This is a genomic window from Kitasatospora sp. NBC_01539 (assembly GCF_045040525.1).
In the GTDB taxonomy this organism is placed as follows: domain Bacteria; phylum Actinomycetota; class Actinomycetes; order Streptomycetales; family Streptomycetaceae; genus Kitasatospora.
Window position 1 is genome coordinate 4473292 of the sequence record NZ_CP109390.1, and the last position, 22737, is coordinate 4496028.

Genomic DNA, 22737 nt, shown 5'->3' on the forward strand with positions numbered 1-22737 from the left:
AGCCCCCAGGGCATGGTGCGGCACTGTGCAGGCGAAGGTGTCCGGTGCAGCGGCCCCGGCCTCCCGCGCCGAGCCTTCACCCCATTGACGCACGATCCGGCCGGTCACGGGGGGAGCGCGGGCAAGATGTCGCCCTGACCCGCGGATCGCGCCTCCGCCGCGCTCCCCGCGCCCGTACCGGTCCGTCCCGTCCGGCCGCGCTCAGCGCCGGGAGATCCGCGCGGCGCCGTACAGGACGGCCCCACCGAGCGCGAGCGCCACGGCGCCCGAGACGAGCAGGAAGGCCGCCGGAGTGGACGGTCCCGTCTCGGCGAGCTCCGCGGTGGCGGGAGCGGACGCGGCCGGCGTGGGCGTACGGGTGGCGGTCGGGGTTGCCGTGGGCGTGCCGGTCGCGGTGATCGGGGCGGGCCCGGTGGGGGAGGGCGTGGCCGTCGAGGTCTTCGGGTGCTGCACGGCGAGGGAGAGCGTGGCCACGCCGCTCCTGCCGTCGGATCCGCCGTAGACGTCGACCTTCTTGAGCTGCGCGGGCGTCTTGGCCGACAGCGCCAGCCGGAACACGTAGCGGTGGGCCCGGCCGTCCTGCACCGGTTCGGCGATCGACGAGGTGTCGGCGAACAGGGTCGGGTCGCAGCCGTGGCGGAGGGACAGCCGCTTCCAGTGGCCGTGGAACATGACGTCGAGCGTGACGTCCTCGGGCTGCAGGTTCACCAGCTTGTCCGTGCCCGGGATCGGCTCGGAGGCGAACAGGGAGAACTCCGGCGCCAGCCGGTCCACCGGCGCGCCGGTGAGGTTCACCTGCTCCAGGCCGATCTCCACGGCGGCGCCACCGGCGGTGACGCTCGTCGGCACCGGGGCGATGAATCCGGAGGCGGTGTTCCCGGTGTTCGCCGGGGTGGCCGTCGTGGGGGCAGGCGCCGTGGGGGCGTCCCCGCACGCCCAGGCGTCTCCCGCGGTGAGCAGCGGCAGGCCGGCGCCGAGCACGGCGGTGGCGGCGGTGGCGACGGCGGCGTTACGGACGAATCGGGTGATAACGGTCAGGAGCATGGCAGGTCCCCCCAGGGAGCTGTGCTGACGGTGCGAGGCGAAGGCCGTCCGGTGCGACCGTCCCCCGGGTCTGTCACCGGGTTCGTTCGTTGTCGGCCTTCATCGCTATGGACGCGTTTCCCGGCGAACGGTTGCAGGTTCTCCCGGGATATTCCTCCGGGGTTCGGGCGGTCCTCCGCGATACTGCTCGGCATGTCCGATCATCAGACGGCGGTGCAGGTCGAGGCCTCCGCCACCCCGTCCGCGTACTCGCCGTCGCTCCGGCGCGACGCCTCGCTGCCCGCCCTGCTCGCCGGGCTCGTCTGCATCGCCGTGTCGTTCTCCGGTCCGCTGGTGGTGGTGCTCGCGGCGGCGGCCGCCGGCCGGCTCGACCAGGCACACACCGCGTCGTGGATCTGGGCGGTGTCGATCGGCAGCGGCCTCACCTGTCTCCTCCTCAGCTGGTGGACCCGGACCCCGGTGATCACCGCCTGGTCCACCCCCGGTGCGGCGCTCCTGGTGGGCAGCCTCGGGGCGTACCCGTACCGGGAGGCGGTCGGGGCCTTCCTGCTGAGCTCGGCCGCGGTGGCGGTGTTCGGTGCCACCGGGCTGTTCGGCCGGCTCGTTCGCGCCGTCCCGGTCGGGATCGTCAACGCCATGCTGGCCGGCATCCTCTTCACCTTCGGGGCCGGCATCTTCACCGAGCTGCGCGGCGCCCCCGTGCTGGTGCTCGGCGCCTTCGCCGCGTTCCTGTGCGCCAAGCGGTTCGTCCCCCGGTACGCCGTGCCGCTGGCCCTGGTGGCCGGCGCCGTGCTCGCGGCCGCGACCGTCGGGCTGCCGCTGCACGTCGGATCGGGCGGCCCCACCCGGCCGGTGCTCACCGTGCCCGCCTTCTCCTGGGCGGCGACCGTGGGCCTGGCGCTGCCGCTCACCATCGTGGCGCTGGCCTCGCAGAACGCCCCCGGCCTCGGCATCATGCGGGCCTCGGGCTACCGGCCGGACGACCGGCTGCTGGTCGGCGCGACCGGCGGGCTGTCGGTGCTCCTCGCCCCGTTCGGCTCGCCGGGGGTCAACCTGGCGGCGATCACCGCCGCGATCTGCACCAGCGAGGAGAGCCACCCCGACCCGCGCCGCCGGTACGTCGCCGGGATGTCCGCCGGCGTGCTGTACCTGGTGGTGGGCAGCTTCGGCGGGGTGCTGGTCAGCCTCTTCACCGGGCTTCCGCACGTGCTGATCGCGGTGATCGCCGGAGTGGCCCTGCTCGCCTCCTTCCAGGGCAGCCTGGCCGCGGCGGTCGCCGACGAGCGCGGCCGGGACGGCGCGGTCGTCACCTTCCTGGCGACCGCCTCGGGCATGACGCTGTTCGGCATCGGCGCACCCTTCTGGGGGCTGCTGCTCGGCGTGGCCACGCACGCCGTCCTGACCTTCCGGCGGCGCTGAGGCCGGACCCGGCCCGGTACCGCCCCCGCCCGTGAGGCGCCGGGCCGGACGCGCCCGGCACACCGCCCGGCGGAGTGACCCGAATGGTGGAATTCCCTGCGGGAGACGGGTGCTCGGGCCGGATTCGGCGCTGTCGCACCACGGGGGGCGACGGGCCCCGTGCGACGCTGGGGCGGCTCGGCCCGGCTGCGGTGGGGAAGGCGCATCAATCGCTCCGGTGCACGTGGAAATCCGTCCGACGAGCGGCGGTGAACGGCTGGGGACTGGCGTTGAGCGACCTGATCAGTGAACCGGAGCAGGAATTCGACCCGGACGAGCCGGAGGACACCGCGCCCGCCGGCCGGTCGCCGACGACCCGGCGCCGCCGCGCGCTCCTCGCGGTGGCGGCGTCCGCCGGGCTGGTGGCCTGCGGGGTCGTCGCCGCCGCCGCGTTCGTCACCTCGCCCGCCGAGCGGGCCGCCGGCGCCGCCGCGCCGCCGGACACCCTGCTGACGGCGCAGGCGACGATGCAGGTGCTGACCAGGTCCACCGTCGCCCGCGGCCAGGTCTACCCGCCCACCCGCTACGACGTCACCCCGGTGCCGACCTCGGCCGAGATCACCCAGCTCTACGTCTCCGCGCTCGCCGTGAAGGCCGGCGACCGGGTGGACAACGGGCAGCTGCTCGCGGAGGTCTCCGGCCGGCCGCTCGTCGTGCTGCGCGGCGCCGTCCCGGCCTACCGGGACCTCAGGCCCGGCAGCAGCGGGCCGGACGTGGCCCAACTGCAGGCCGCGCTCGCCGACCTCGGGCACGGGCGCGGCACGGACGACGAGGGCGACTACGGGCCGGGCACGGCCGCGGCGGTGACCGCCTACTACCGCGGGCTCGGCCGCCAGGCGCCGACCGCGGGCCCGGCGGCCCGCCAGGCGGTCGACGCCGCCCGGCAGGCGGTGGAGGCGGACCAGCGCCAGATCGACCTGCTGACGGCACAGCAGGCCGCCGCCGCACCGGTGGGGCCGGCCGAGGGCGCCGCCGTGGCGCCCCCCGAGCCGCTCGCGGAGGCCCGCGCGCGACTGGCCGAGGACACGGCGGCGCTGGCCGAGGCGCAGGCGCTCGACGGGCCGACGGTGCCGGCCGGCGAGGTGGTGTTCGTGCCCGCCCTGCCCGCCGTCGTCACCACGGTCAACGCGCCGGTCGGTGCGCCGGTGGCCGGCGCCCTGCTCTCGCTGGCCAGCGGTGACCTGGTGGTCACCGGGGAGCTGCCCCCGGGCCAGGCGCCGGGGATCCGGGCGGGCATGGCGGTGGAGATCCTCTCCGAGGCGACCGGCACCACGGTCAAGGGCCGGGTCGCCGAGGTGGGCACCCCGACCACCGCACCGCCCGCAGCCCGGGTGATCCCGATCGGCGGGGCCGCGGCCGCCCCGGCCGCGGGCGGTACGGCCGGGGCCTCCCCGGGGCCGGGCCCGCAGGTCTCCGCGTACGTGCCGCTGCGGATCGAACCGGCCGAGCCGCTGCCGGCCGCGTTCGACGGGCAGAACGTGCGGATCACGGTGGTGCGCAGCGCCACCGCCGAACCGGTGCTCAGCGTGCCGGTCGCCGCCGTCTTCACCGACGCCTCCGGGCGTACCGCGGTCACCCGGATCGACTCCCTCGGCCGCCGGATCACCGTGCCGGTGACGACCGGCGTCAACGCCGACGGCCAGGTGGCGGTGACCCCGGTGCAGTCCGCGCAGCTCCAGGCGAACGACCCGGTGGTGGTGGGCCGGTGAGCGAGGTGATCCGGCTCGACGGCATCGGCCGCACCTTCGCGGGCCCGCCGCCGGTCACCGCGCTCCACCCGTGCGACCTGGCGGTGCGGCAGGGCGAGTACGTGGCGGTCACCGGGCCGTCCGGCTCGGGCAAGTCGACGCTGCTGCACCTGCTGGGCCTGCTCGACACCCCGAGCTGTGGCCGCTACCTGCTGGACGGCATCGACACCGGCGGCATGTCCGACCGGGACCGCTCCACCCTGCGCGGGAGCCGGATCGGCTTCGTCCTCCGGTCGTTCCATCTGCTGCCGCACCGCACCGCGGAGGAGAACGTGCTGCTCGCCCAGGTCTACAACCGCACCCCGTGGCCGGACCGCGGACCGGCGGCCCGCGCGGCGCTGCGCCGTGTCGGCCTGGGCCACCGGCTGGACGCGCTGCCCACCACGCTCTCCGGCGGCGAGCGGCAGCGGGTCGCCGTCGCCCGGGCGCTGGTCAACCGGCCGAGCCTGCTGCTGTGCGACGAGCCGACCGGCAACCTGGACTCCGCCGCCGCCGCGGTGGTGCTGGAGCTCCTGGCGGGCCTGCACGACGACGGCCACACCCTGGTCGTGATCACCCACGACCCGGCGGTGGCCTCCCGGGCCGGGCGGGTGGTGCACATCGGCGACGGCCGTCTCGCCGAGCCGGCGGCCGCCTGATGGCCAGGACGGCGCTGCCCGGGCCGCCCTCCCGGTTCGGCCCGCGCGACATCGTGTCCGAGGCCCTGGCGGGGGTGGTCCGGCGGCCGGGGCGTTCGGCCCTCACGATGCTCGGCACCGTGCTGGGCATCGGTGCGTCCGTCGCCGTGCTGGGGCTGGCGGCGACCGTGTCCGGGCAGATCGGCGCCCGGTTCGACCCGACGGAGGCGACCACCGTCACCGTGGCCGACCATCCGGTGAAGGACGGCGTGCCGCCCGGGGCCAACCCGCAGTCCGGCTTCCCGACCGACGCCGACGCCCGGGCCGCCCGGATCAAGGGGGTGACCGCGGCCGGCGTGTGGTGGCGGATCCCGGCGGAGCACCTGCGGATCTCCGCCTCGCCGGGCGGCGGCCCCGCGGGGCCGGACCTGACGCTGATCGCGGCCAGCCCGGGCGCGGTCGCCGCGATGGATCCCGCGCTGACCGCCGGGGTGACCCTCGACCGGTACGCGCAGTCGGCCGAACTGCCGGTCGTGCTGCTCAGCACGGAGGCCGCCACCCGCCTGGGGGTGCACCGGCTGGACGCGCGGCCCGCGATCTTCATCGACGGGCTGCCCTACACCGTGGTCGGCGTGTACGAGGACGCCGCACGGCTGCCCGACCCCCGGCCCGGGCTGATCATCCCCGGCTCGACGGCGCTGGCCCGTTTCGGCAACCCGGGCCCCGGCGGCGACCGGGCCGCCCGGCTGCTCGTCGCCACCCGGGCCGGTGCGGCCGCGGTGGTCGCCGACCAGCTGGCCGTGGCGCTGCGCCCGGACGCCCCCGACCGGTTCACCGTCACCGCCCCGCCGGACCCGCGCACCCTGCGCGACCCCCGCACGGCCGGCCCGAACGGACTCCTCCTGGCGCTCGCCGCGACCTGCCTGGCCGTGGGCGCGGCGGTCATCACCGGCACCACCCTGGTGGCGGTGGTGGAGCGCACCCCGGAGATCGGGCTGCGCCGCGCCCTGGGCGCGCGTACGCACCACATCGCCGCGCAGTTCCTCACCGAGTCGGCGGTGCTCGGCGCGCTCGGCGGCCTCGTCGGCACCTGCGCCGGGGTGCTGACCGTGCTGGCCGTGGCCGCCGCCCGGGACTGGACGGCCGTGCTGCAGCCGTGGGCGACCCTGCCGGCGCCGCTGGCCGGTGCCGCGGTCGGCGCGCTCGCCGGTCTCCACCCGGCCGTCCGGGCGGCCCGGACGGACCCGGTCGCCGCGCTGCGCAGCGGCTGATCGGCGGCTGATCGGCGGGTGCCGGGGCCGCCGCGGCCGCCGGCGCCAGCCGACACGCCGGACGGGCGTTGGTCCGGTCCGGCGAACTTCGGGCTCGACCGGTGGGCCGGGTGCACCGCCGTGGGTACGTCTGTGCGACCCCCACCCGAGCCCCCGCCGGGTGACCGGAGCCCGGAGGACGCACCCGCATGCCGCCTGGCAACCCTGGCCGGATCGTCCGGAGTCTCGCCGCCCTCGTGCTGATGTCGGCCGCCGTGCTGCCCGCCGCCCTGGAGGTGGCGTCACCCGCACCGTCCGCGGTGATAGGGCCGCCCGTCGGCCCGCTGCCCGACCGGGTGGCACCGCCCGCCCCGCACCGGCTCGACCTGCGGGCCCCCGGCGCCGCCCCCAGCGTCGACGTCCGCCGCGCCGGAGACCCGGCCAACCGCATCACCCTGGTGCTGCTCGGCGACGGCTACACCCTCGGCCAGCAGGCGCTCTTCCGGGAGCAGGCCGACCGGGCCTGGCGGGCCCTGATGGAGATCGAGCCGTTCCGGACGTACCAGAACTTCTTCAACATACGGCGGGTCGAGGTCGTCTCCCCGGCCGCCGGCATCGCCGAGTCGGAGGACGGCGAAGCCGCCGACACCCCGCTCGGCATGCACTTCTGGTGCGAGGGGACGGCGCGGCTGCTCTGCGCCGACGAGGACGCCACCGCCCGCTACGCCGGCCCGGACGCCGGGCCGCAGTACCTGATAGCGCTCGCCAACTCCGCCGAGTACGGAGGCGCGGGCGGCACCGGGGTCACCACGCTCGCGGGCGGCAGCCCGGACGCCGGACGGATCATCCAGCACGAGATCGGCCACACGGTCGGCGACCTCGGCGACGAGTACGACAGCGCCCCCACCGACCCGGCCTACGCCAACCTCTCGGCCGTCGACGCCGCCGAGATGCTGCGGACCCGCACCAAGTGGTGGCGGTGGCTGGGCGCCACCTCGCCGGACGGCGGGGGCACGGTCGGCGCGTACCGCAGCGCGAACGGCCTCTACCGGCCCACCCCAGACTCCGTGATGCGGACCCTCGGCGGCTCGTACAACCTGCCGTCGCGCGAGGCGATCGTCGAGCAGATCTACCGCCGGGTGCAGCCGTTGGACGGGACGGTGCCCGCCGCCGGACCGGTCAGCGGGCGCCCCCGGCTGCAGGTGTCCGCGCTGCCGCTGGACGGGCCGCGCCAGCTGCACGTCGACTGGACGGTGGACGGGAAGCCGGTGCCGCCCACCGCCGCAGGCGGCAGCTGGCTGGACACCGCCACCCTCGGCCTGCCCGCGGGAGCCCGTGCCACCGTCACCGCGACCGTCCGGGACACCACGGACTGGGTCCGTGACGAGGCCTTCCGCGACCGCTACATGACCCGCACCGTGAGCTGGACGCTGACGGGCTGACGGGCGGCCGCGCCCGGCGGCCGCCCGTACGGGTCCGGAGGGCCGGGCACGGTCGGCCGGACCCTGCCTGATTGGTCAGGTCATGGGATGACTAGGCTCGCGCCATGAGCGCGGACCCTGCCGGCACGACCACCCCCCTGCCCGGGGCCCGCCCGGCACCCGCGCCCCGCACCGACCCTCCCGGCGGTCGCGCCGCCTGGACGGCCTGGACCGTGGGCGCCTCCGTCTACCTCCTCGCCGTGGTCCACCGCACCAGCCTGGGCGTCGCCGGTCTCGACGCCGCCGCGCGGTTCGGCATCGGGGCGTCCGCGCTCTCCACCTTCGCGGTCCTCCAGGTGCTGGTCTACGCGGCCATGCAGATACCCGTCGGCCTGCTCGTCGACCGGCTCGGCGCCCGCAGGGTCCTGCTGCTGGGCGTCCTGCTGATGAGCGCCGGGCAGCTCGCCTTCGCGTTCGCGGCCTCGTTCGGCCCGGCCCTCGCCGCCCGTGCCGTGATCGGCTGCGGCGACGCCATGACCTTCATCAGTGTGCTGCGGGTCGCCGCGCACTGGTTCCCCGCCGCCCGGAACCCGCTGATCGCCCAGCTCACCGGCCTCGTCGGCGTGGTCGGCAACCTGTTCACCACCGTCGTCCTCGCCCAGGCACTGCACAGCCGCGGCTGGACCGTCACCTTCGCCGCCATCGGTGCCGCCGGCGCAGCCGTCTTCGCACTCGTCGCCCTCACCCTGCGGGAGGGGCCGGAGCACGGGCGGGGCCGCCCCCCGGCCGCGGCACCGATCCGGGTCGGCGCCCAGATCCGGGCGGCCTGGGCCGAACCCGGCACCCGGCTCGGCCTGTGGGTGCACTTCACCACCGCCTTCCCCGCCGCCGCCTTCGGCCTGCTCTGGGGCATGCCCTACCTCGTCGAGGGCCAGGGCATGAGCCGCGCCGCCGCCGGCGGCATGCTCACCGTCCTCGTGGCCGGCACGATGGTCTTCTCCCTGGTCTTCGGCCGGGTCGTCTCCCGCAGCCCGCAGAGCCGCATGCCGCTCACCCTCGCGGTGATCGGCGCCACCGCGGGCAGCTGGGCCGCCGCCCTCGCCTGGCCCGGCGGGCGCCCGCCCCTCTGGCTGCTCCTCGTGCTCGTGCTCGTCATGGGAAGCAACGGACCGGCCTCGCTGATCGGCCTCGACCACGCCCGTTCGGCCAACCCCCGCGAACGGCTCGGCACCGCCTCGGGCATCGCCAACATGGGCGGCTTCGTCGGGACGGTCGTCACCCTGCTCGGCGTGGGCGTCCTGCTCGACGCCCTCGCCGGGCCCGGCGGCGCGTACACCGCCGAGACGTACAGGTGGGCCCTCTGCTGGCAGTTCCTGCCGCTGGCCGCCGGCACCGCGATGATCCTGCGCCTGCGCCGCAAGGTCGCACCCGCCGGCTGACCGGCCCGACGGCGGACGCCGCCCCCCCCGGCCGCGGGGGGACGGCGACCCCGCGTCAGGCCTCGCCGAGCTCCCGCAGCAGGTCGGCGATGTCGGGCACGGCGCCGGACAGCCGGGCGCGTCCCAGCTCGCAGGAGAGCGCGCCGCCGGCGGAGGGCCGTACGGTCGGCGCCGCCAGCCGGCGGATCAGCTCCACCAGCTTGAGCCGCGGGCAGCGCGGGACGGCGACACTGCCCCGGATGCCCACGTGCTCCACGCTCGGGCAGCCGAAGTACCCGCCGAAGGGCGGGCCGCTGTCCTCCTCCCGGCCGGGCACCCGGAACACCATCTCGCCGTGCCGGCAGTGCACCGTGCCGTCCGAGTGCACGAGCACGCCCAGTCCGTCACCCCGCGTGACCTCGGCGACGATGTCGATCCGGCTGCCGACCGCCTCGGCGAGGGTCTCGGCCATCCGCTCCCGGTGGTGCCCGAGGTCGAACGCGCCGGCCCGGATCCCGGGCAGCAGCTCGTCGGTCACCCACGCCTGGAAGGGTGCCGCGGACCGCTTGTGGGAGCGCATGATCAGCCGGTACAGCCCGGCCTCGCTCAGCACGCCGACCACCGGATTGCCCCGCCCGTAGGGTTTTCCACCTGCGGAAACGTCAATACCCTCGCCTGAGGCTAGAGTTACGGACCGCAGGTCCACCTGCCCGGTGTGTCCCGGGGCGAGGCCTTTCACGGCGTCGCTGGGGTTGTTCCTGCCGAGGATCCTGCACACGTCCGCGGTGACGAACCACGGCTCGCCGTCGATCATCACCACCCTGATCGCCTCCCCGGTGACCGGGAACTCCGACGGCACCAGCACCATGCCGGTCTCGTCGTCCATGCCGCCCCTCCTTCACTCTCGGTGATGGGTCTGCACGCATCAACGAGGGCCGAACGGGTGACGTGACGGCCGCCCGGGAATGTCCGGGGGGTCAGCGGTGCACGCCACCCGCGTACGGGGGCGCGCGCCGCGGCGCCTGCGCCGGGCCTGCCGGGAGCGTCAGGGGGTGACGGCGAAGTGGGCGATGACCCGCGCGGCCAGCTCGGTGTCGCCGTCGACCCGGATGCCCGCCGCGGCGGTCTCCGGGCGGACGCGCCCGCAGGCGAGCCGCACGTACGTCTCCCAGTCGAGGTGGAGCTGGACGTCGGGGGCGAGGCCCACCGAGGCGTCGACGCTGCCCTGCCCCATCGCGTCGACGCGGACGGTGCGCAGGAACTCCACCGGGCCGGTCACGTCGAGGACGACCGTCGAACCGGCCGGTGCGCCCGCCAGCTTGGCGACCACCTTGGGCAGCGCCTGGACCAGCAGGTCGCGGGCGACCAGGGCGCCGGGCGAGTCGAGGTTGCCGGGCACCCGCAGGGCGCGGCGCAGGTCCTGCTCGTGCACCCACACGTCGAAGGCGCGGTTGCGCAGCAGCTCGGTGTAGGGGATGTCGCGGGAGAGCGGGCCGGCCGGCCAGCGGACGAGGTCCTGCGGCTCCTGCCGGGCGTTGCGCAGGGCCCGGGAGCGGCGGATCACCGTGTACTCCAGCTCGCTGGTGATCTCGACCGGCGTGTGGCAGCGCCGCTTGTCGACCGGCAGCTCGATGTACCGGGCGAACTCGCTGGTGACGTGCCGCAGGTCGCGGGGGAGCGAGTGGATCGGTCGCGGGTCGCCGAGCAGCTCGGACTCGACGGCGATGATGTGCGAGACGACGTCGCGCACCGACCAGCCGGGGCAGTCGGTGGGCCGGTTCCACGAGTCGGTGGGCAGCGGGGCCAGCAGCTCCGCGACCGACTCGATGGACTGCGTCCACGCGTCGGTGTAGGCCTGCACGGTCTGGTTGTCCGTCACGGGAATCTCCGGCCCTCCGTCAGCTTCCGACACCCGCCGCCGCTGTCGCCGAGACCTGGGGGCGCAAGTGCTACCCGCACGTTACGCTGTCGGGTCACAGCAGGGCAGTGCTTTCGGGTGATGATCGTAGGACTCTTGCCGTGGACGGTGGTACTGTGCGCGCTTCATTGATCCAACTCGCGGTCTCCGACGCCGAACCGCCGGCCGAGCGGAGGTCGCGCGCGGCCGCGCTGGTCCGCGCCCAGGACGGGGCGGACCTCGTCGTCCTGCCCGAGCTCTGGGCACTCGGCGGCTTCGCGTACGACGCCTGGTCCGCCGGCGCCGAGCCGCTCGACGGGCCGACCGCCGAGACCATGGCCGCCGCCGCCCGGGCCGCCGGCGTCTGGCTGCACGCCGGCTCCATCGTGGAGCGCGACCCCGACGGGCCGATCTACAACACCTCGCTGCTCTTCGCGCCGGACGGCACGCTGACGCACACCTACCGCAAGATCCATCGCTTCGGCTTCGACAGCGGCGAGGCCGTCGCGATGGGCGCAGGCCAGGAGATCGTCACCGCCGACACCGGCGTCGGCCGGCTCGGCCTCGCCACCTGCTACGACCTGAGGTTCCCCGAACTGTTCCGGGCCCTGCTCGACGACGGCGCCGAACTGCTGGTCGTCCCCGCCGCCTGGCCGGCCCGCCGACGCGAGCACTGGACGTTGCTGGCCCGGGCGCGCGCGGTCGAGGAGCAGGCCTACGTGCTCGCCTGCAACACCGCCGGCACCCACGGCGGGGTGCCGCAGGCCGGGCACAGCCTGGTCGTCGACCCCTGGGGCCGGGTGCTCGGGGAGGCGGGGGCCGAGGAGGAGGTGCTCACCGTCGACCTCGACCCGGCGGAGGTGGCCAAGGCGCGGGCGGAGTTCCCGGTGCACCGCGACCGGCTGCTGGGCATCCCGGCGCCGGTCCAGCGCTGACCGGCGGACCGGCCGCGCCGCTGTCCGCTTATGGGCGGGGTTGGGTGCGTGTGTACCCGGGGGCGTCTCTTTGAGAAGATGAGCCGCCATCGCGTTCCGCGGTGGTTCCCCGACCGCCGAGAGGAGGGGTGGCCCGCATGAACGGCACCGGTGCCGCCCGTCCGCCGATCCAGCGCAACAGCCTGCGGGAACAGATCGCCGACGCCCTCCGCGAGGAGATGATGGCCGGGCGCCTCCCGGCCGGCCGGAACTTCACCGTCAAGGAGGTCGCCGACCTGTACGGGGTCTCCGCGACCCCCGCCCGGGAGGCGATGGTCGACCTCGCGGCCCAGGGCCTGCTGCGCACCGAGCACAACCGCGGCTTCACCGTGCCCGCCTTCACCTGGCGGGACTTCCTGGAGATCTTCGAGGCCCGCACCCTGCTCACCGACAGCGCGCTGCGCCGCCTCACGGCCGGCCCGTCCCGCCGGTTCGACTGGTCGCGGCTGCCCTCGCTGCGCCGCCGGGCGGACGCGGCGGCCCGGGCGTCCCGGTCCGGGCAGCTCGACGTGCTCGTCGGCTGCGACCTGCGGTTCTGGGAGGAGGCGTCCGGGCTGCTCGGCAACGCCCGGATCTCCGAGTACCTGGGCTGGCTGCGGGTGCAGTCCTGGATGTTCGCCGCGCCGTTCCTGCGGCCCGCCGAGAACCTCGGAGGGCTGTGCTGGGACCGCCACGGCGAGCTCGTCGACCGCATCGAGGCCCGCGACCTCCCCGGCGCCCACCAGACGGTGAACGACTACAACCTGCACACCCTCGCACTCCTCGCCCGGCTGTCCGGCGAGGACCTCGACAGCGTGCCGGTGGTCGGCCTGCTGCGGGCGCCGGTGGCGCGTCCGGCCGCGGCGCCCGTCGTCGAGGACGCGAACCGGGTGCCGCTGCCGCGGTCCGTCCCGCCGGGCCGGTTCGGCCGGCCGGTGCGCCCGGTGGCCTCCGCGGGCGGCGAGGCGGCCTCGCCCTGACCGGTGGGCACCCGCCCGCGGGACGGGTCCGGGTGGCCCGAGGAGGTCGACGGGCGCGAGGACCCGGCCGGTAGGGTGGGCGGTCGTTCCCCACCAACGCCGGCGGCCGCACCCGGCGCCCGACCACCGGAGAGGGTGAGCCGGCCCATGGCCTGCGACCTCTGGCTCGTCCCGCTCGTGGACGTCCTCACGTACAGCCCCGAGAACCCCTTCCGCGAGGACCTGGCCCGCTACAACGCGGTACTGGCAGGCCACGGGCTGCCCGAGGTCCCGGTGCACAGCTACGCGCCCGGCATCAGCGGCGACGTCGAGCCGATAGCCGCGTTCGACTACGACTCGCTGCACTTCCTGCGCCGCGCCTACCTGCTGGGCATCACCGGCTTCGCGATCACCCCGGTGGACGCGCTCGGCGGTGACTACGAGCAGCTGCTGGAGATGTTCGAGTCGACCGCCGAACAGTCGCACCTGGTCTGGCACTTCGACCATGCAGGGGCGTACGTGCCGGTCGAGTTCGGTGTGCCGCTGGTGGACGACGCGCTGCTCGCGACCGGCGGACCGCTCGGCTCCTCGTACGGGCTGCTGCGTGAACTGCAGTTGGTGGCACCGGTGTTGGGCATCGATGTGCTCGATCCGCCGTCGCCGACCAGGCCGCTCGCCCCGACCGGGCTGGAGCAGCCGTTCGCGCCGCCGCTCGACGACGTCCACCCGTACGCCCGCGAGCGGCACGCCTGGGCCGGGCTGTACGCGGCGGCCACTCGCAGCGTCACCCAGGGCTCGATGATCGTCTTCGCCTGACCGGTTCCGGTCGTTCCCGCGGCGCCCGGCCGGGTAACGGCCGGAGGGGCGGCCCCGCGGGACCGCCCCTCCGTCGCACGCGCGGTGCGCACCGTCAGCGCAGCGGGCCCTCCGGGGGGCGCTGGCGCGGCATCGTGGGCCGGGTGCCCGGCGACGGCAGCACCCGCACCTGGGCGCCGATGCCGCCCTCGCTGCGGCCGCCCCAGGTGCCGGGCGCCTGGGTGGGCAGCTGGGTCATCGAGGCGCGGAACTCCAGCATCCACTCCGAGGTCTCCGTGCGGACCATGTCGGAGACGTCCTCGCAGAACCGCCGCAGCACGCCGAGGCACCGCTCGGCCGCCTCGCCCGCGGTGCCCTCGGTGGGGCCCAGCACCTCGCGCACGCACTCCGAGGCCCAGTCGAACTGGAAGGCCTCCAGGCGGCGCTGCAGCGCCTGCGCGGTGGACACGTCCCGCATCCAGCCCGAGGTCAGGCCGAACGCGCGGTCGGTGAGCAGGCAGGCCGCCGCCAGGGCGAGGCCGACGTAGCCCCAGCCCGCGGCCCGCTCCAGCACGCCGGTCAGGCCGACCAGCGGGGCGCTCGCGCCGCCCACCGCGGAGACCGCCGCACCGAAGCGCAGCAGCCGGGCCCAGCGGCGCTTCCAGACGCGGTCGCGGCGGTACCAGTCGATCGCCTCCACGGCCCGCTCCTCGGACCAGCGGTACAGCTCCTCCAGGCGCTCGGCGGGCTCGCCCCAGTCGCCCAGCGGGAACTGGCGGGCGCTCAGGTCGGCGCGGCGCCGGGTGGGGGTCCGGCCGGGCGCGGTCGTCGACGGCTGGTCCTCCTCACCGACGTCCTTGCCCCAGGGGCTCTCCTCGGGTTGCATTTCCGGCTGGCTCACCTTTGGGGCTCCCTGTGGCGGGGTGACAGTGCAGTCCTTGGCTGGACACGTGGCTGGCGGCGCGTCGAACCGGTACGCCGTCGCACATGGCTCCGTGCTGGGGGTGTGAGCCGCCCATGGTGCCGTGCCCCGGCGGTCGCCGGTTCTCGTCCAACAGCATGTCTTACCCCCAAATGGCTTACCGTGGGGCGGCTTCGGCTGTGATCGTTATCCGAATTCGGGTCCGGAAGCCGAGGTGGGAGGGTTTCGCCGGGCGGCGGGATTTCACTCTTCCGGGTCACGCCCGCAGGCCCCCCGGGCATGACCCGGCCCGGCGGACCGGCCCCACGGTCTCCCGGCTTGGACGATCCTCCGAAGCGGATGCGGCGAAAAGCGGCACCATTGGAGGTTTCGCCACCACCAGGGAGAGAACGGAACAGGCCACCGACTAGGCTCTCGGAGCGTGAAGGTCCTCGTAATCGGCGGCGGCGCCCGCGAACACGCCCTGTGCCGCTCCCTGTCCCTTGATCCCGCCGTCACCGAGCTGCACTGCGCCCCGGGCAACGCCGGGATCGCGCAGGTCGCGACGGTGCACCCGGTCGACCAGCTGGACGGTGCGGCCGTCACCGCCCTGGCCCGCGTGCTGGAGTCCGACCTCGTGGTGGTCGGTCCCGAGGCGCCGCTGGTCGCCGGCGTCGCCGACCCGCTGCGCGAGGCGGGCATCCCCGTCTTCGGCCCGTCCGGCGAGGCCGCCCAGCTGGAGGGCTCGAAGGCGTTCGCCAAGGACGTGATGGCCGGCGCGGGCGTGCCGACCGCGCGCTCCTACGTCTGCACCACTCCCGACGAGGCCGCCGCCGCGCTGGACGCCTTCGGCGCGCCGTACGTCGTCAAGGACGACGGCCTGGCCGCCGGCAAGGGCGTCGTCGTCACCTCCGACCGCGAGGCCGCGCTGGCGCACGCCGCGTCCTGCGACCGCGTGGTCATCGAGGAGTACCTCGACGGCCCCGAGGTGTCGCTCTTCGCGATCACCGACGGCACCACCGTGCTGCCGCTCGTCCCCGCGCAGGACTTCAAGCGCGCCCTGGACGGCGACGAGGGCCCCAACACCGGCGGCATGGGCGCGTACTCCCCGCTGCCGTGGGCCCCCGAGGGCCTCGTCGACGAGGTCATGGCCACCGTCCTGCAGCCCACCGTCGACGAGCTGCGCCGCCGCGGCACGCCGTTCTCCGGCCTGCTGTACGCGGGGCTCGCGCTGACCTCGCGCGGCACCCGGGTGATCGAGTTCAACGCCCGGTTCGGCGACCCGGAGACCCAGGTCGTGCTGGCCCGCCTCCGCACCCCGCTGGCCGGCGTGCTGCTGGCCGCGGCCAGGGGCACGCTCGGCCAGCTGGAGCCGCTGCGCTGGGACGACGGCGCCGCCGTCACCGTGGTCATCGCCTCCGAGGGCTACCCGGCGGCACCGCGGACCGGCGACGTCATCGAGGGCCTGGACGACGTGGCCGACGCGACCACGTACGTGCTGCACGCGGGCACCCGCAGCGGCGAGGGCGGCGAGGTGCTCAGCGCCGGCGGCCGCGTGCTCTCGGTCACCGCGACCGGCACGGACATCGCCGAGGCCCGCGAGCGCGCCTACCGCGGCATCGCGCGGATCTCCCTGAAGGGCGCGCAGCACCGCACCGACATCGCGCTGAAGGCGGCGCGCTAGCAGGACCCGCACCGAGGGCGCCGCACACCGTGGGACAACCCCCATGGGTGCAGCGCCCTCGGGCGTTTCGCGGGCCCGGCCGGAGCCGCCGCGAGGGCCGCCGCGGGGTGCACCCCGCCCGGAATCCAGCCCTTCGGGTGACTGATCGGACATCCGGCTGACGCAGCCCCGGCCACGGTCGTAGGGTGCGCTGGATCGCGCCCGCCCGTGGCCCTGCCGTGATGGCTGCCACCGGGTGGCGCGTCGCTCCCGGGGGGATGCTGGGGGCGTCCGGAACGCGCGCGCCGTCATCAGGACGGGTGGAATGCGGAGCGATCCGGAACACCCATCTGCACGAGGGCGTCAAAACTGTCAGAAGAGCCATGAAGGATGCACACCCGGGGGCGGCTGCCGCCGTTTCCCGGCCGGATACTGATCATTTCGAGTCGGCTCGGACGTCCCGACCGCCGGATCCCCCGATCTCCGGTCACCCACCGCCCGACCGCTCCGAAGGGGGTGCCGCGCCGAATGGCCGCTGTCGACGCCGCACGCGCGCATGCCCGGGCCGTGCTGCGAATCCGTGGCTGGGCCCTGGCTGCCACCGTCCTGCCCGCCGCCCTGTCCGTCGTGCTGCTGGCGGGCCGTCTCACCGGCCGGATCGGCGCGCCCGGCGCGCCGGACGCCGCCGGATGGGACGCCGCCCGCTGGGCGGTCACCGCCGTCGCCGTCGTGGCTCTGCTGGTCGGCTGGTTCGTCCGCCGGTCGCACCGCACCGCCGTGCCGCCGGTCACCCCGGCCGTGCCGGTCGCCCCCGCGGAGGCGCCCGAGCTGCACCGCCTGATCGCCGAACTGGCCGACCGCCTGGAGGTGCCCGCCCCGGCGGGCATCTCCCTCACCCCCGACTGCGACAGCTGGCTGGAGGAGTCACCCGCCGACGCCCGGCGCGGAGCCGGGCGGGCGGGCCAGGTGCTCGTGATCGGCTCGCCGTTCCTGTGGTGGATGCGGGCCGGTGAACTGCGGGCCCTGCTCGCGCCCGTGGTGGCGGGCACCGCCGCCGCGGCCGACCCGGACATCGCCGCCGCCCGGCGCTTCGTCCGCAGCCTCGACGCGGCCCTGGGCGAGCGGCGGCGCGGCCCGGCCGCCCTGGTCGACCGGATCAACCGGTCGCTGCTCGGCGCCTGCCGGGAGCACTCCGCCGAGCTGGAGCGTTCGGCCGCCGCCTGGTCGTCCGAGCAGGCCCGGGCCGTCGACTACGGGCTGCGGATCGCAGCCCAGGAGCAGGTCGGCCTGGCGTACGCGGGGTGGGACCGCCTGCTCACCCGGGTCGCGATGCCCGCGTGGCGGCTCGGCCGGCACCCCGAGCACCTGAACGCCGGGGTGGTGGCCGCGCTCACCGAGCTCGCCCGCCGCGACCGGCTGGCCGACGGCTACGAGACCCGCCTCGGCGACCGCCCCGCCTGCGACCTGCTCGAGGAGCCCGGCCGGGTGGACGCCGAGGTCTCGCTGCTCGCCGCCGAGCTGCTGCACGCACCGCCGCCCGGCGGCTGGCGGCAGCTCGACTGGGACGCCTACCCGGCGGACGTCGTCGACCGCGGCTGGCGCGAGCGGGCCGCCGTGCTGCGGGCCGCGCTCGACGGGGGCTCCGCCCCGCGGTCCGCGGAGCCGCCGCTCTGCCGGCTGCTCGCCCGGCTCGCCGGGGGCGGCAGCGAGGAGCTCGCCGCCGCCCTGGGCGCGGAGCTGTCCCGGTCCGCACCGCACGGGGCACCCGCCCGCGGCGGACGCGACCTGCTGGCGGAGCACGTCACCGCGATGGTCTGCTGCGCGGTGGTCGACGCCGGTGCCGGAGTGCCGGGGCTGGACTGGCTGGACGGGCCGGTGCTCCTCATGGGCGGGGTGCGGCGGGCCGACCTGGGCGCGGTGGTCGCCCAGGCCGTCGAGCTCGGCAAGGACGCGCCGCTGCGCGGCTGGCTGGAGGCGGCGGGCGTGCGAGCCGCGCGCCCCGTCCGCAGCTGGTGACAAAGAGGATGAAATCGGGCGCCTTGCCTACGATTTGCCACCACGGGGTGACGCAGTGCCAGCGACGTGTGGTGTGCTGGTCCGCACGCACATCCGTGTGGCACATGCCAGCCGCGGATGGGCAGGGCGCCGGCGACCGTGGGAGGGGCGCGTGGGGACGGAACTCAACCACCGCTGGGAGTCCGGCACGCTGGCACACGGCGTGTCCGACCCCTTCGGGCAGGGACCGCTGCCGTGGCTGCGCAGCGCCGACCACTACCTGGCCGACGGCGCGATGCCCTGGTACGTCAGCGTCGACGCGCCCGGGCAGCAGCCCCTGACCGTGCCGCGGCCCGCGTCCCCGGTGAACACGCCGGCCAACGCGGACGACGTCGCCCAGCAGATCAAGGGCTTCGCCTCGGCCGGCGTCGTCCGGCCCGGCGGCTCGGTCGACTTCCGGGTCACGGTCAACCCGCCCCGCGAGTTCACCGTCGACGTCTACCGCATCGGCCACTACGGCGGCGACGGCGCCCGCCAGACGGCCTCCAGCCCGCTGCTCTCCGGCCTCGTCCAGCCCGCCCCGCTCGTCGTCGGACGGACGGTCTCCTGCCACCACTGGTGGCAGTCCTGGCGGCTGCACGTCCCCGCCCACTGGCAGCCCGGCGCGTACGTCGCCGTGCTCACCACCGCCGACAACCGGCACCGCAGCCACGTGCCCTTCACCGTGCGGGACGCCGACCCGCAGCAGACCGCCGACCTGCTGCTCGTGCTGCCCGACGTGACCTGGCAGGCCTACAACCTCTTCCCGGAGGACGGCCGGAGCGGAGCCAGCCTCTACCACGCCTGGGACGGCGGGGGACGGCTGGTGGGGGAGTCCGAGGCGGCCGTCACCGTCTCCTTCGACCGGCCGCACGCCGGTGCCGGACTGCCCCTGCACGTCGGGCACGCGTACGACTTCATCCGCTGGGCCGAGCGGTACGGCTACGACCTCGCCTACGCCACCGCCACCGACCTGCACGCCGGGCTGGTCGAACCGCACCGGCACCGGGCGATGATCTTCCCCGGGCACGACGAGTACTGGTCGGAGCCCATGCGGCGCTGCGCCGAGCGGGCCCGGGACGGCGGCACCTCGCTGGTCTTCCTCTCCGCCAACACCATGTACTGGCGGGTCGACCTCTCGGCCGCGCCGTCCGGCGAGCCGCACCGGCTGCTCAGCTGCCGCAAGCGCCAGCGGGTGCCCGCGGGCACTCCCGCCGCCGGTCTCCCCGGCACCGCCGGCGCGCTCTGGCGGGAGGCCGGCGAGCCCGAGCAGGAACTGCTGGGAGTGCAGTACGCGGGCCGGGTGCCCGAGCCCGTCCCGATGATCGCGCGCAACACCGACCACTGGCTGTGGGCGGGCACCGGGCTGCACGAGGCGGACCCGCTGCCCGGCCTGGTCGCCGGCGAGGCCGACCACTACCACCCGCGGGTGCCGCTGCCCGCGCACACCGAGCGGATCCTCCTCGCGCACTCCCCGTACCGCGACGGCGCGGGCCGCCGGCGGCACCAGCAGAGCTCCCTCTACCGGGCGCCGAGCGGCGCGTACGTCTTCGCCGCGGGCACCTTCGCCTGGTCGCCGGCGCTCGACCGGCCGGGCCACACCGACGAGCGGATCCAGCGGGCGACGGCCAACCTCCTCGACCACCTGTGCAAGGACGCCTGACGCGCTCGTGAAAGACTCGGACCGTCAGCCCCCTTCCCTGAGGACGAGACGACCTTGAGCGGATTTGTCACCAAGCCCGAGCCCGTCCAGGTACCCGGCCTGGTCCACCTGCACACCGGTAAGGTGCGCGACCTGTACCGCGCCGCCGACGGCGACCTGGTGATGGTGGCGAGCGACCGCACCTCCGCCTTCGACTGGGTGCTGCCCAACGAGGTGCCCGACAAGGGCCGGATCCTCACCCAGCTGTCGCTGTGGTGGTTCGAGCGCATCGCCGACATCGTGCCCAACCACGTGATCTCCACCGAACTGCCGGCCGGCGCCCCCGCCGACTGGAAGGGCCGCACGCTCGTCTGCCGCAGCCTGGACATGGTGCCGGTCGAGTGCGTGGCCCGCGGCTACCTCGCCGGATCCGGCCTGATCGAGTACCGCACCGACCGGACGGTCTGCGGCATCGCCCTCCCCGAGGGCCTCGACAACGGCTCCGAGCTGCCCGCCCCCATCTACACCCCGGCGCTCAAGGCCGAGGTCGGCGAGCACGACGAGAACGTGCCGTACGAGGAGACCGCCCGCCGGATCGGCGCCGAACTCGCGGCCACCCTGCGGCAGACCACCCTGGCGGTCTACGGCCGGGCGCGGGACATCGCCCGGGAGCGCGGCATCATCCTGGCCGACACGAAGTTCGAGTTCGGCCTGGCCGACGGCGAGCTCGTGATCGGCGACGAGGTGCTGACCCCGGACTCCTCCCGTTTCTGGCCCGCCGACCAGTGGCAGCCGGGACGCGACCAGCCGTCCTACGACAAGCAGTTCATCCGCGACTGGCTCGCCTCGCCGGCCTCCGGCTGGGACCGGAAGGGCGAGGAGCCGCCGCCGGCGCTGCCCGCCGAGGTCGTCGAGCGCAGCCGGGCCAAGTACATCGAGGCGTACGAGCGCCTGACCGGCACCTCCTGGGTCTGACCGGCCCGCCGCGCGGGCGCACCCCCCGGTGCACCCGCGCGGCCGCCGCTCAGATCCAGCCGTGCTCGCGGGCGATCCGCACGGCCGCGTGCCGGTTCTCCGCGCCGAGCTTCCCCGCCGCCGCGGACAGGTAGTTGCGGACGGTGCCGGGGGAGAGCGCGGCCCGCTCGGCGATCTCGGCGATCGAGGTGCCGTGCGCGGCCAGCTCCAGCACGTCCGTCTCGCGCGGGGTGAGCGGGCTGTCGCCCGCGCTGATCGCGTCGGCCGCGAGCTCCGGGTCGACGTACCGCCCGCCGGCCAGCACGGTGCGGATGATCCCGGCGAGGTCGGAGGCGGAGACGGTCTTCGGCAGGAAGCCGCGCACCCCGACCTCCAGGGCCCGCTTCAGGTAGCCCGGGCGGCCGTGCCCCGTGACGATCATCGTGCGGCAGTCCGGCAGGACGTGCCGAAGCTCCGCGGCGACCTCGATGCCGTTCAGGCCGGGCATCTGGAGGTCCAGGACGGCGATGTCGGGCCGGTGCGCGAGGGCCATCGCCAGCGCCTCGGGCCCGGACGCGGCCTCGGCCACCACCTGGATGTCGTCCTCCAGGCCGAGCAGGGTGGCGAGGGCGCCGCGGATGAGGTGCTCGTCGTCGGCGAGCAGGACACGGACGGGTGCGGTCACGGGACGGCCACCTCCAGGGCCGGAAGATCGAGCGGGAGCGAGGCGGTGAGCCGGAAGCGGCCCGGGCCGGCGGCCGGGAGGTCGAGGGCGCCGCCGTGCGCGGCGAGCCGCTCCCGCAGACCGACCAGTCCCGTACCGGACGGTCCGGTCCCGGTGCGCGGCGTGACGCCGTCGTTCTCCACCTCCAGGCGGGCGTGGCGCCCCTCCAGGCGCAGCCGGACGCTGCAGTGCCCGGCCTCGCTGTGCCGGAGCACGTTCGTGGCGGCCTCGCGGACCACCCAGCCGAGCACGGACTGGACGACCGGCGGCAGCCTGCCCGCCCCCGGGCCGAGGTCGATGTCGCAGGTGACCCCCGCCGCGCGCAGCACCGAACGGGCCCCCGCGGCCTCCGCCGCGAGGTCGGCGGTGCGGTAGCCGCGGACGACCTCCCGCACCTCGCGCTGCGACTCCTGCGCGATCCGCTGCACCTCCACCATCTGGTCGGCGGCCTCGGCCCGCCCGCGGCGGGCGAGCTGCACGGCGAGCTCGCTCTTGAGCGCGATCGTCGTGAGGTTGCGGCCGAGCACGTCGTGCAGGTCGCGCGAGAAGCGCAGCCGCTCCTCGGCGACGGCCAGCCGGGCCTGCGCCTCCCGTGCGGCGTCGAGCTCCCAGACCACGGCGAGGATCCAGGCGCTGCCGCGCCAGGTGGCGCCGACCAGCGCCATCGACACGGCGCCGCCGGTGAGCAGCCCGAGCGTCGTGGAGAGCTCGAGTCCGGCGGCCGTCGCCGCCGGGGCGCACAGCAGCAGTCCCAGCAGGCCGAAGGGCGCCGACCACCGCAGCGGCAGGACGGTGGCGAGCGGCGCGAACCAGAACACCAGCATCCAGGTCGTCGCCCCGACGGCGGCCGGCAGCGGGTCGGCACCGTGCGGGCGGCTGCTCAGCGTGACGAGCCAGTAGCCGCCGAGCATGGTGGCGCTGAAGAGCAGCAGCCAGCCGGTGGGCCGGGCCCGTCGTCCCAGGTAGTGCGCCAGCCCGGTCCGGCAGCAGACGACGAACAGGACGGTCGAGGCCGCCGAGGCCGCCGCGATGCCGATCCGGGACGCGTCGGACAGATCGCGCCCGGCGGTGCCGGTGATCGCGCCGAGGGTGAGCAGCGGCTGCAGCAGGCCCGTCAGGTAGAGGGACCAGCGGATGAAGATCTCGGTGCGCTTCGGCTTGCCCTGGGCCCGCCAGCGCCGGGACGGCCCGGCCATGTCCACGTCGTCCCCTCCCGGTGGATGCACGGTCGTCAGATCCTCCCACCCGGTGCCGGTCGG

The 22737-nt window shown here is 75.7% G+C and carries 19 protein-coding genes; 13 read left to right on the forward strand and 6 right to left on the reverse strand.

Annotated elements, in window-relative coordinates:
• Window positions 1–201: 201 nt before the first annotated feature.
• Window positions 202–1044 carry a hypothetical protein gene (locus OG335_RS19285; RefSeq protein ID WP_405012359.1) on the reverse strand — a complete coding sequence of 281 codons (843 nt, stop codon included), beginning with the start codon at window positions 1042–1044 and terminating at the stop codon, window positions 202–204.
• A gap of 192 nt (window positions 1045–1236) precedes the next feature.
• Here OG335_RS19285 and OG335_RS19290 point away from each other — a divergent pair, with 192 nt between their 5' ends.
• The 6 genes from OG335_RS19290 (at window position 1237) to OG335_RS19315 (ending at window position 8977) form a co-directional block, all read left to right on the forward strand.
• On the forward strand, window positions 1237–2463 hold the full coding sequence (locus OG335_RS19290) for a benzoate/H(+) symporter BenE family transporter (protein WP_405012360.1): 1227 nt from the start codon (window positions 1237–1239) through the stop codon (window positions 2461–2463).
• 269 nt (window positions 2464–2732) lie between these two features.
• Window positions 2733–4211 (forward strand): peptidoglycan-binding protein, encoded by a 1479-nt coding sequence (locus tag OG335_RS19295; protein WP_405012361.1) that lies wholly within the window; start codon window positions 2733–2735, stop codon window positions 4209–4211.
• Between the two features lie 5 nt (window positions 4212–4216).
• Entirely contained in the window at window positions 4217–4888 is a 672-nt protein-coding gene (locus tag OG335_RS19300; protein WP_405015454.1) for an ABC transporter ATP-binding protein, read from the forward strand.
• A complete protein-coding gene (locus tag OG335_RS19305; RefSeq protein ID WP_405012362.1) occupies window positions 4888–6138 on the forward strand; it encodes an ABC transporter permease in 1251 nt (416 codons plus the stop codon). The genes OG335_RS19300 and OG335_RS19305 overlap by 1 nt, the downstream gene beginning before the upstream one ends.
• Window positions 6139–6326: 188 nt before the next feature.
• Window positions 6327–7559 carry a M64 family metallopeptidase gene (locus OG335_RS19310; RefSeq protein WP_405012363.1) on the forward strand — a complete coding sequence of 411 codons (1233 nt, stop codon included), beginning with the start codon at window positions 6327–6329 and terminating at the stop codon, window positions 7557–7559.
• 104 nt (window positions 7560–7663) lie between these two features.
• A complete protein-coding gene (locus OG335_RS19315) occupies window positions 7664–8977 on the forward strand; it encodes a nitrate/nitrite transporter (RefSeq protein ID WP_405012364.1) in 1314 nt (437 codons plus the stop codon).
• Between the two features lie 55 nt (window positions 8978–9032).
• Here OG335_RS19315 and OG335_RS19320 read toward each other — a convergent pair whose 3' ends face one another.
• The gene (locus OG335_RS19320; RefSeq protein ID WP_405012365.1) at window positions 9033–9842 is read right to left on the reverse strand and encodes a BRO family protein; all 810 of its coding nucleotides are present in this window, start codon (window positions 9840–9842) and stop codon (window positions 9033–9035) included.
• Between the two features lie 159 nt (window positions 9843–10001).
• Window positions 10002–10835, reverse strand: coding sequence for a maleylpyruvate isomerase family mycothiol-dependent enzyme (locus OG335_RS19325; protein WP_405012366.1), 834 nt, complete (start codon window positions 10833–10835; stop codon window positions 10002–10004).
• Between the two features lie 155 nt (window positions 10836–10990).
• Here OG335_RS19325 and OG335_RS19330 point away from each other — a divergent pair, with 155 nt between their 5' ends.
• From OG335_RS19330 to OG335_RS19340, 3 genes are all read left to right on the forward strand, one after another.
• Window positions 10991–11788, forward strand: coding sequence for a carbon-nitrogen family hydrolase (locus tag OG335_RS19330; protein WP_405012367.1), 798 nt, complete (start codon window positions 10991–10993; stop codon window positions 11786–11788).
• 137 nt (window positions 11789–11925) lie between these two features.
• Window positions 11926–12786, forward strand: coding sequence for a GntR family transcriptional regulator (locus OG335_RS19335; protein WP_405012368.1), 861 nt, complete (start codon window positions 11926–11928; stop codon window positions 12784–12786).
• A 147-nt stretch (window positions 12787–12933) separates the two neighbouring features.
• Complete coding sequence (locus OG335_RS19340; RefSeq protein ID WP_405012369.1) at window positions 12934–13581, forward strand: hypothetical protein; 648 nt, start codon at window positions 12934–12936, stop codon at window positions 13579–13581.
• A gap of 94 nt (window positions 13582–13675) precedes the next feature.
• Here OG335_RS19340 and OG335_RS19345 read toward each other — a convergent pair whose 3' ends face one another.
• Complete coding sequence (locus tag OG335_RS19345; RefSeq protein ID WP_405012370.1) at window positions 13676–14461, reverse strand: SLATT domain-containing protein; 786 nt, start codon at window positions 14459–14461, stop codon at window positions 13676–13678.
• A gap of 442 nt (window positions 14462–14903) precedes the next feature.
• Here OG335_RS19345 and purD point away from each other — a divergent pair, with 442 nt between their 5' ends.
• From purD to OG335_RS19365, 4 genes are all read left to right on the forward strand, one after another.
• Complete coding sequence (purD, locus tag OG335_RS19350) at window positions 14904–16145, forward strand: phosphoribosylamine--glycine ligase (RefSeq protein ID WP_405012371.1); 1242 nt, start codon at window positions 14904–14906, stop codon at window positions 16143–16145.
• A 507-nt stretch (window positions 16146–16652) separates the two neighbouring features.
• Window positions 16653–18140 carry a hypothetical protein gene (locus OG335_RS19355; RefSeq protein ID WP_405012372.1) on the forward strand — a complete coding sequence of 496 codons (1488 nt, stop codon included), beginning with the start codon at window positions 16653–16655 and terminating at the stop codon, window positions 18138–18140.
• A gap of 151 nt (window positions 18141–18291) precedes the next feature.
• On the forward strand, window positions 18292–19821 hold the full coding sequence (locus tag OG335_RS19360) for a N,N-dimethylformamidase beta subunit family domain-containing protein (protein WP_405012373.1): 1530 nt from the start codon (window positions 18292–18294) through the stop codon (window positions 19819–19821).
• A 54-nt stretch (window positions 19822–19875) separates the two neighbouring features.
• Entirely contained in the window at window positions 19876–20775 is a 900-nt protein-coding gene (locus OG335_RS19365) for a phosphoribosylaminoimidazolesuccinocarboxamide synthase (RefSeq protein WP_405012374.1), read from the forward strand.
• 49 nt (window positions 20776–20824) lie between these two features.
• On the opposite strand, the gene OG335_RS19370 is transcribed toward OG335_RS19365, so the two are convergent.
• Entirely contained in the window at window positions 20825–21439 is a 615-nt protein-coding gene (locus OG335_RS19370) for a response regulator (protein WP_405012375.1), read from the reverse strand.
• On the reverse strand, window positions 21436–22704 hold the full coding sequence (locus OG335_RS19375) for a sensor histidine kinase (RefSeq protein ID WP_405012376.1): 1269 nt from the start codon (window positions 22702–22704) through the stop codon (window positions 21436–21438). Before OG335_RS19375 ends, OG335_RS19370 begins: the two co-directional genes overlap by 4 nt.
• Between the last annotated feature and the right edge of the window lie 33 nt (window positions 22705–22737).

Excerpts from the sequence above, each read along its gene's own strand:
- OG335_RS19285 (WP_405012359.1), bottom strand. The coding sequence starts at position 1,044 with ATGCTCCTGACCGTTATCACCCGATTCGTCCGTAACGCCGCCGTCGCC.
- OG335_RS19290 (WP_405012360.1), top strand. The coding sequence starts at position 1,237 with ATGTCCGATCATCAGACGGCGGTGCAGGTCGAGGCCTCCGCCACCCCG.
- OG335_RS19305 (WP_405012362.1), top strand. The coding sequence starts at position 4,888 with ATGGCCAGGACGGCGCTGCCCGGGCCGCCCTCCCGGTTCGGCCCGCGC.
- OG335_RS19310 (WP_405012363.1), top strand. The coding sequence starts at position 6,327 with ATGCCGCCTGGCAACCCTGGCCGGATCGTCCGGAGTCTCGCCGCCCTC.
- OG335_RS19315 (WP_405012364.1), top strand. The coding sequence starts at position 7,664 with ATGAGCGCGGACCCTGCCGGCACGACCACCCCCCTGCCCGGGGCCCGC.
- OG335_RS19320 (WP_405012365.1), bottom strand. The coding sequence starts at position 9,842 with ATGGACGACGAGACCGGCATGGTGCTGGTGCCGTCGGAGTTCCCGGTC.
- OG335_RS19335 (WP_405012368.1), top strand. The coding sequence starts at position 11,926 with ATGAACGGCACCGGTGCCGCCCGTCCGCCGATCCAGCGCAACAGCCTG.
- OG335_RS19340 (WP_405012369.1), top strand. The coding sequence starts at position 12,934 with ATGGCCTGCGACCTCTGGCTCGTCCCGCTCGTGGACGTCCTCACGTAC.
- OG335_RS19355 (WP_405012372.1), top strand. The coding sequence starts at position 16,653 with ATGGCCGCTGTCGACGCCGCACGCGCGCATGCCCGGGCCGTGCTGCGA.